At 69.4% G+C, this 6,823-nt stretch carries 7 protein-coding genes; 5 read left to right on the top strand and 2 right to left on the bottom strand.

The window, feature by feature from the left end:
• Positions 1–70 precede the first annotated feature (70 nt).
• The 4 genes from SMA5143A_RS31335 (at position 71) to SMA5143A_RS31320 (ending at position 3,246) form a co-directional block, all read left to right on the top strand.
• Positions 71–316, top strand: a complete 246-nt coding sequence (locus SMA5143A_RS31335) for a SpdD protein (RefSeq protein ID WP_107466228.1) — start codon at positions 71–73, stop codon at positions 314–316.
• 155 nt (positions 317–471) lie between these two features.
• Positions 472–1,755 (top strand): replication initiator, encoded by a 1,284-nt coding sequence (locus tag SMA5143A_RS31330; RefSeq protein ID WP_107466227.1) that lies wholly within the window; start codon positions 472–474, stop codon positions 1,753–1,755.
• The gene (locus tag SMA5143A_RS31325) at positions 1,748–1,984 is read left to right on the top strand and encodes a helix-turn-helix transcriptional regulator (protein WP_107466226.1); all 237 of its coding nucleotides are present in this window, start codon (positions 1,748–1,750) and stop codon (positions 1,982–1,984) included. Before SMA5143A_RS31330 ends, SMA5143A_RS31325 begins: the two co-directional genes overlap by 8 nt.
• Complete coding sequence (locus SMA5143A_RS31320; protein ID WP_107466224.1) at positions 1,984–3,246, top strand: tyrosine-type recombinase/integrase; 1,263 nt, start codon at positions 1,984–1,986, stop codon at positions 3,244–3,246. The genes SMA5143A_RS31325 and SMA5143A_RS31320 overlap by 1 nt, the downstream gene beginning before the upstream one ends.
• A 667-nt stretch (positions 3,247–3,913) precedes the next feature.
• On the opposite strand, the gene SMA5143A_RS31315 is transcribed toward SMA5143A_RS31320, so the two are convergent.
• On the bottom strand, positions 3,914–4,675 hold the full coding sequence (locus tag SMA5143A_RS31315; protein WP_055716457.1) for a phosphoglyceromutase: 762 nt from the start codon (positions 4,673–4,675) through the stop codon (positions 3,914–3,916).
• A 176-nt stretch (positions 4,676–4,851) separates the two neighbouring features.
• On the opposite strand from SMA5143A_RS31315, the gene SMA5143A_RS31310 reads away from it, so the two are divergent.
• The gene (locus SMA5143A_RS31310) at positions 4,852–6,210 is read left to right on the top strand and encodes an MDR family MFS transporter (RefSeq protein WP_107466223.1); all 1,359 of its coding nucleotides are present in this window, start codon (positions 4,852–4,854) and stop codon (positions 6,208–6,210) included.
• On the opposite strand, the gene SMA5143A_RS31305 is transcribed toward SMA5143A_RS31310, so the two are convergent.
• Positions 6,201–6,776, bottom strand: coding sequence for a YbjN domain-containing protein (locus SMA5143A_RS31305; RefSeq protein ID WP_308812054.1), 576 nt, complete (start codon positions 6,774–6,776; stop codon positions 6,201–6,203). The genes SMA5143A_RS31310 and SMA5143A_RS31305 overlap by 10 nt on opposite strands.
• Positions 6,777–6,823 lie beyond the last annotated feature (47 nt).

Genomic DNA, 6,823 nt, shown 5'->3' with positions numbered 1-6,823 from the left:
GGCACGCGCTCCGGCGTGCACGTCATAAACGGCTCACATGCCTAGACGAGTAGATGAGGAGAGTCCGACCGTGTTCCTGCCCAAGTACCCCGACAGCCCCACCCCGCCGCCCGCACACACCCACACCCCGGCCGATTCCGCGCCCGTACGGCGCTCGCTCCCGGCGGTCTCCATCAGTCCCGGAGTCGTGGCGGCCGTAGTCGTCGGCGGTGTCGTCCTCACCGCGCTCCTGGCCGCCGTCGCCGTCTCGGCCATCTCCGTCGCCATCGCGGCCGTGGTCCTGCGCTCCCTGATCCGCGAGCAGAACCGGCGCTGAACGCGCCCGACACCCGGGGCGGCACACACGACCAAGCATCCGCCGCCCCGGGGCCATCACTCCTGACCGAGCCAGTCAGAAGGAGAACCGCCATCTTCACCCGCACCACACCGCCCCCGCTCCCCGAACTCGCGAAGCTCGCGGAGCACGGCACCCTGCCCGGTATCCTCCGCCAACTCTCCGGCCTCGGCGGCTGCACCCACCCGATCCGCCTCGACGGCCACCGCACCGAGCACGACGTCGACACCACGACCGGCGAGATCGGCCGCGTCCTCCACCACCTCGACTCCACCGACCTCCCGGCCGGCCAACTCCTCGTCCGCTGCAACAACCGCCGCACCACCCGGTGCGCGGCCTGCTCCGAGGTCTACCGCCGCGACACCTTCCACCTGATCACCTCCGGCCTGCGCGGCGGCAAGGGCACCCCCGAACACGTCGCCACCCACCCCCGCGTCTTCGCCACCTTCACCGCACCGAGCTTCGGCCCGGTCCACAACCGCCCCTCCAGCGGGCGGCCCTGCCGCTGCGGAACCAGACACGACCAGGACGACGCCGTACTCGGTACCGCGCTCGACCCGGACACCTACGACTACGAAGCGGCCGTCCTCTGGAACGCCCACGCCGGTCCGCTCTGGCGACGCTTCTCCACCTACCTTCGCCGGGAAGTCGCCAAGCGCGCGGGCCTGTCACAACGCCGCTTCCGCGACCACGCCCGCGTCTCCTTCGCCAAGGTCGCCGAGTACCAAAAGCGCGGCGCCGTCCACTTCCACGCCGTCATCCGCATCGACGGCCCCACCGGCGGCGACACCCCGCCCCCGGCCTGGGCCACCGCCGAACTCCTCACGGACGCCATCGAGACAGCGGCGGCCAAGGTTCGCGTGGACGGCCCGGCCATCGACGGACGCACCCACACCTTCGCCTTCGGCCGCCAACTCGACGTCCGCACCATCCGATCCGCCGACTTCAACGACGGCCAGGAGCTGACCGAGCGCGCGGTCGCCGCGTACATCGCCAAGTACGCCACCAAGGGCGCCGAAACCGCCACGGGAGCCCTCGACCGGCCACTGAAGTTCGCCGCCGAACTCGCCCAGCTCGACATCAGCGACCACGCCCGCCGCCTCATCCGAACCGCCTGGACCCTCGGCGCACGCAAAGACCTCGAACACCTCCGCCTCCGCGCCTGGGCCCACATGCTCGGCTTCCGCGGCCACTTCTCCACCAAATCCCGCCGCTACTCCACCACCCTCGGCGCCCTCCGCGACGCCCGCGCCGAATGGCGCCGCGCCCAAGCGGCAACGGCCAACGGAGCGGCGCCCGACACGACGTACGTCCTCGCGCACTGGGTCTTCGCCGGAACCGGCCTGTCCGACACCGAAGCCTGGCTTGCCGCATCTCTCGAACCCGCCCCCGGAACAGAAGGAGAGCCGACCCATGGCTAAGCGCCATCTCGCCGTCGTAGAAGCGGCTACCGAACCGCGCGCTCTGCCTTCGCGGTACCTGACTCCTCTGGACGTTGCCGAGATTCTGGGCGTGCCGGTCGAGACGGTCTACCAGTGGCGGCGGAAGCGCACTGGGCCGCGTGGCTTCCGGGTTGGCCGGCATCTGCGCTACGACCCCGTGGACGTGCGGGCCTGGGTCGAGTCCCTGATGGAAGGGGCTGCTGCCTGATGGCCGGGCACGTTCAAGACCGCTGGTACAGAACGGAGACCGGGCCGGACGGGAAGGCTCGCAGGGTCAAGACGGAGCGGTACGGCACTGGGTCCCGTTACCGGGCCCGGTACATCGGGCCGGACGGTACCGAGAAGTCCAAGAGCTTCCCCGACCGGCAGAAGCGGCTCGCTGATCAGTGGCTGGCGCACACTGAGGCTGACATGGCGCGCGGGCAGTACATCGACCCACGTGCGGCTCGGATCACGTTCGAGCAGTACGCCGAGAAGTGGGTGACACACGCGCCGGACCCGAACACTCAGGCATCGATGGAATCGCAGCTCCGGCTACACGCCTTCCCCTACCTGGGCTCGCGTCCGCTCGGTTCCTTCCAGCCTGCTCACATCCGTGACTGGGTCGGGAAGCTGCAAGAGAACGGCGTCCGGGGCTCGTACGCCCGGACGATCTACTCCAACGTGCGGGCCGCGCTGAGTGCGGCCGTGGACGACGGGCATCTCCCCCGGAATCCGTGTGCTGCCCGCTCGGTCCGGCCGCCGACGGTGGACGTCAGACGCATCGCTCCCTGGACGCCGGAACGGGTCTTCGCCGTCCAGGCCGCCATGCCTGAGCGGTACCAAGCCATGGTTGACCTGGGCGGCGGCTGCGGCCTTCGACAGGGCGAGATCCTTGGCGTCGCGGTCGACGCGATCGACTTCGAGTCGGACACGCTTCACGTGGTCCAGCAACTGAAGCTGAGCCGCAGCAAGGCCGTGTTCGCTCCGCCCAAGGGCGGCAAGCTGCGGGACGTGCCTCTTCCTGGGCCGGTCGCTGATGCGCTCCGGGAGCACATGAAGCGGTTCCTGCCGGTCGAGATCACCTTGCCGTGGAAGGTGGCCGATGGGCCTCCGGTGACCAAGCGGCTGATCTTCACCGGGCCGCGTGGCGGGCACGTCTGGCGTACGTCACTCAACGAGGAGGCATGGAAACCGGCGCTCGCCGCTGCTGGGGTCATCCCGGTTCGGGAGCGCGGCCAGCCCTACGCAGAGTCCCGCGAGAACGGCATGCATGCGCTCCGGCACTTCTACGCGTCGGTGCTCCTGGACGCCGGAGAGAACATCAAGGCGCTCGCCGAGTACCTCGGGCACTCCGACCCCGGCCTGACCCTCCGCGTGTACGCGCACCTCATGCCGTCCAGCCAGGAGCGCACTCGCAAGGCCGTGGCCTCAGTGTTTCGAAGCACTGAGAGGGCAAGCATCGAGGACAACGGCTCTTCGTACTCGTGAAGGACTATAGAAGACGCATGACAACGCTTCAGCGAAGCGAAAGTTAGAGAAGAAGAGCTCGGATACTACCCACGGAAAGTTGAGGGTATTGGGTACGCGTGAGAGACTTAGATCTAGTTAGCTCTAGTTAGCTCTCACGAGCTGCGAAAGAACCTAGAACGACTGAGGACCCGGATCCGGCTGCAACCAGATCCAGGCCCTCTTGCAGTCAACGAGCCCGGTCGCCTACCAGCAGACCGGGCTCGCTGCATGTACAGCTCCCGGTCGCGACGGTCCTCGCGCGTGACTCGCTCATCGAGCGAACTGCATCACGCCGGTAGTGATGGCCACCAGTAGGCCCACCCCCGTAAGCCAGACCTGCCACTTCTCGGCAGTGGTCCACCTACGAGGCTCATCCTTCTCAAGGCTCACCTCTACCACCTCCCTTCTCCTCCAGCCGGCCCGTTTCTCGGACCGGAGCCTTGGAACTCGCGTGCCCCCACACGGAGTTCAAGGGAGGTTCAGGTGAGGCGGCACCAGCATACCGGTAGCACCAACAGTCCCCGGGGTATGCAGGCACCCCCGCAGGCCGCCCCGAATACCTCTGACGGCCCAACGACGGCCCCGAGACACCGAAGAACCCCCTACCCACGGAAAACACGCAGGTAGAGGGCTTCTTGGGCTCTGGTTACTTCTTCTTGCCCTGGTTCTTCACCGCTTCGATCGCCGCTGCGGCCGCCTCGGGGTCGAGGTACTTGCCGCCGGGGGTGACCGGGGTGAAGGACGCGTCGAGTTCGTAGGAGAGGGGGATGCCCGTGGGGATGTTCAGGCCCGCGATGTCGGCGTCGGAGATGCCGTCGAGGTGCTTGACGAGGGCGCGGAGGCTGTTGCCGTGGGCGGCGACGAGGACCGTGCGGCCCGCGAGGAGGTCGGGGACGATGCCGTCGTACCAGTACGGGAGCATGCGGACGACGACGTCCTTCAGGCACTCCGTGCGGGGGCGCAGCTCCGGCGGGATCGACGCGTAGCGGGCGTCGCCCGACTGGGAGTACTCGGTGCCGTCCTCCAGCGGGGGCGGCGGGGTGTCGTACGAGCGGCGCCACAGCATGAACTGGTCCTCGCCGAACTCGGCGAGCGTCTGCGCCTTGTCCTTGCCCTGGAGGGCGCCGTAGTGGCGCTCGTTCAGGCGCCAGGAACGGTGGACGGGGATCCAGTGGCGGTCCGCGGCCTCGAGGGCCAGCTGAGCGGTGCGGATCGCGCGCTTCTGGAGGGAGGTGTGCAGCACGTCGGGCAGCAGGCCGGCGTCCTTCAGCAGCTCACCGCCGCGCGTCGCCTCCTTCTCGCCCTTCGACGTGAGGTTGACGTCCACCCAGCCGGTGAACAGGTTCTTCTCGTTCCACTCGCTCTCGCCGTGGCGGAGGAGGATCAGCTTGTACGGTGCGTCGGCCATGGCCCCGAGCGTAATCGACGGCCGGGAGACGTCGCCCATATGGCCGACAGGCGGACAGTTCCGGCGGGCGTTCGCCTCGTCGGTTGACGGTGTCTGTTAATTGGGTGGTCGGGGGCGTGCCCGCGTTCGTAAGTTGTGTCCGCCGCTTTAGCCGCTTACGTCGTGGGGGACCTGTCATGCCACTCGCCGCTGCCAGACGCGCTGTCCGGGAGTCCGTCTCGGGGCTGCCCCGCGAGTTCTGGTGGCTGTGGACCAGCACGCTCGTCAACCGGCTCGGCGCGTTCGTCGCCACCTTCATGGCGCTCTATCTGACGCTCGACCGCGGCTACTCCGCCTCGTACGCCGGCCTCGTCGCCTCCCTCCACGGGCTCGGCGGCGTCGTCTCCTCCCTCGGCGCCGGTGTCATGGCCGACCGGCTCGGGCGGCGGCCCACCCTGCTGATCGCCCAGTCCTCCACGGCCTTCTCCGTCGCCCTGCTCGGCTTCGTGCAGGACCCCGTCGCCATCGCCGCCGTCGCCTTCCTCGTCGGCGCCACCAGCAACGCCTCCCGCCCGGCGGTTCAGGCGATGATGGCGGACATCGTGCGCCCCGAGGACCGGGTCCGCGCGTTCTCCTTGAACTACTGGGCCATCAACCTCGGCTTCGCCGTCTCCTCCATGGCCGCCGGTTTCATCGCCGAGGTCAGCTATCTCGCCGGCTTCCTCATCGAGGCGGGCATGACCCTCGTCTGCGCGATCGTCGTCTTCCTGAAGCTGCCGGAGTCCCGGCCCGAGCGGTCGACGGCGGAGAAGGCAGCCGCCGACAAGGTCGGCCTCGGCACCGTGCTGCGCGACCGGCGGTTCATGAGTGTCGTCGGGCTGTCCTTCCTCGTCGCGGTGATCTTCCAGCAGGGCTCGGTCGGGCTGCCCGTCGCCATGGGCGAGGCGGGCTTCACCCCCGCCGACTACGGCCTCGCCATCGCCGTCAACGGCGTGCTGATCGTCGCGCTCCAGATCCCGGTCACGCGGTTCATCGAGCACCGCGACACCGGACGGCTCCTCGTCATCTCGTCCGTGCTCGCGGGGTACGGCTTCGGTCTGACCGCCTTCGCCGGCTCGATCGGGGTCTTCGCCCTCACCGTCTGCGTGTGGACCCTCGCCGAGATCGTGAACGCCCCCACGCAGACGAGCCTCGTCGTCCGCCTCTCCCCCGTCCACGGCCGGGGCCGCTACCAGGGCATGTACACGATGTCCTGGTCCGTCGCCGCCCTCGTCGCGCCGGTCATGTCCGGTGTCGTCATCGACCGGTGGGGCGCGGAGTGGCTGTGGGGGCTGTGCGCGGTGGTGGGGACCGTGGCGGGCGCCGGGTACTGGCTGCTCATGCGGCGGATGCCGGAGGGGGACGCGCCGGAGGGGGACGCGCCGGAGGAGGGCACGTCGGCGGAGGACCGGCCCGGCGAGCAGGCGGTGAACGGGGCCTCGGTGGTTCCCGTGATCTCCGCAACCTCCACTGCCTCCGCCGCCTCTCCGAGCCCCACCCCCGGAGATCAGCCCTGACCGTCGGCCGCCTGAGCCCCTGATGCCCCCGGGGCTCCCGGCGCCCCCGGGACTCCCTGCGCCCCCGGGACTCCCGGCGCCCCCGCGTCCCGTGTCAGATGGCTGAACGCGTCCAGGTTGCGGGTGGACTCCCCGCGCGACACCCGCCACGCGTACTCCTTGCGGATCGCGGAGGCGAAGCCCAGTTCCAGGAGGGTGTTGAAGGCGCCGTCCGCCGCTTCCAGGACCTGGCCGAGGAGGCCGTCGATGCTCTCGGGGGTGATCGCGGCGAGCGGCAGCCTGGCGGTGACGTACACGTCACCGAGCTGGTCGACGGCGTAACTCACCCCGTACAGCTTGAGATTGCGCTCCAGGAGCCAGCGGTGGACGCCGGCCTCGTTCTCGTCGGGGTGGCGGATCACGAAGGCGTTCAGGGAGAGGGAGTGCCTGCCGGCCAGCAGCGAGACCGTGGTGGAGAGCTTGCGCGTCCCCGGGAGCTTCACGACGTAGTTGCCGGTGCCCGGACTCTCCCACTCCAGCTCGGCCTCGGTGAGGACCTGCTCGATGATCGCCGCTGCGTCAGCCATGGGGCGAGCGTACCCGCCGGTAGGGGGACGGGGACGGGTACGGCGGC

Origin of the sequence: Streptomyces sp. MA5143a, from assembly GCF_900290235.1 — a bacterium.
Taxonomy (GTDB): domain Bacteria; phylum Actinomycetota; class Actinomycetes; order Streptomycetales; family Streptomycetaceae; genus Streptomyces.
This window is presented reverse-complemented; position numbering and strand designations above follow the sequence as displayed.

Bases quoted from the DNA above. Each gene is read 5' to 3' on its own strand.
- SMA5143A_RS31310 (WP_107466223.1), top strand. From the start codon at position 4,852: ATGCCACTCGCCGCTGCCAGACGCGCTGTCCGGGAGTCCGTCTCGGGG.
- SMA5143A_RS31320 (WP_107466224.1), top strand. From the start codon at position 1,984: ATGGCCGGGCACGTTCAAGACCGCTGGTACAGAACGGAGACCGGGCCG.
- SMA5143A_RS31325 (WP_107466226.1), top strand. From the start codon at position 1,748: ATGGCTAAGCGCCATCTCGCCGTCGTAGAAGCGGCTACCGAACCGCGC.
- SMA5143A_RS31305 (WP_308812054.1), bottom strand. From the start codon at position 6,776: ATGGCTGACGCAGCGGCGATCATCGAGCAGGTCCTCACCGAGGCCGAG.
- SMA5143A_RS31315 (WP_055716457.1), bottom strand. From the start codon at position 4,675: ATGGCCGACGCACCGTACAAGCTGATCCTCCTCCGCCACGGCGAGAGC.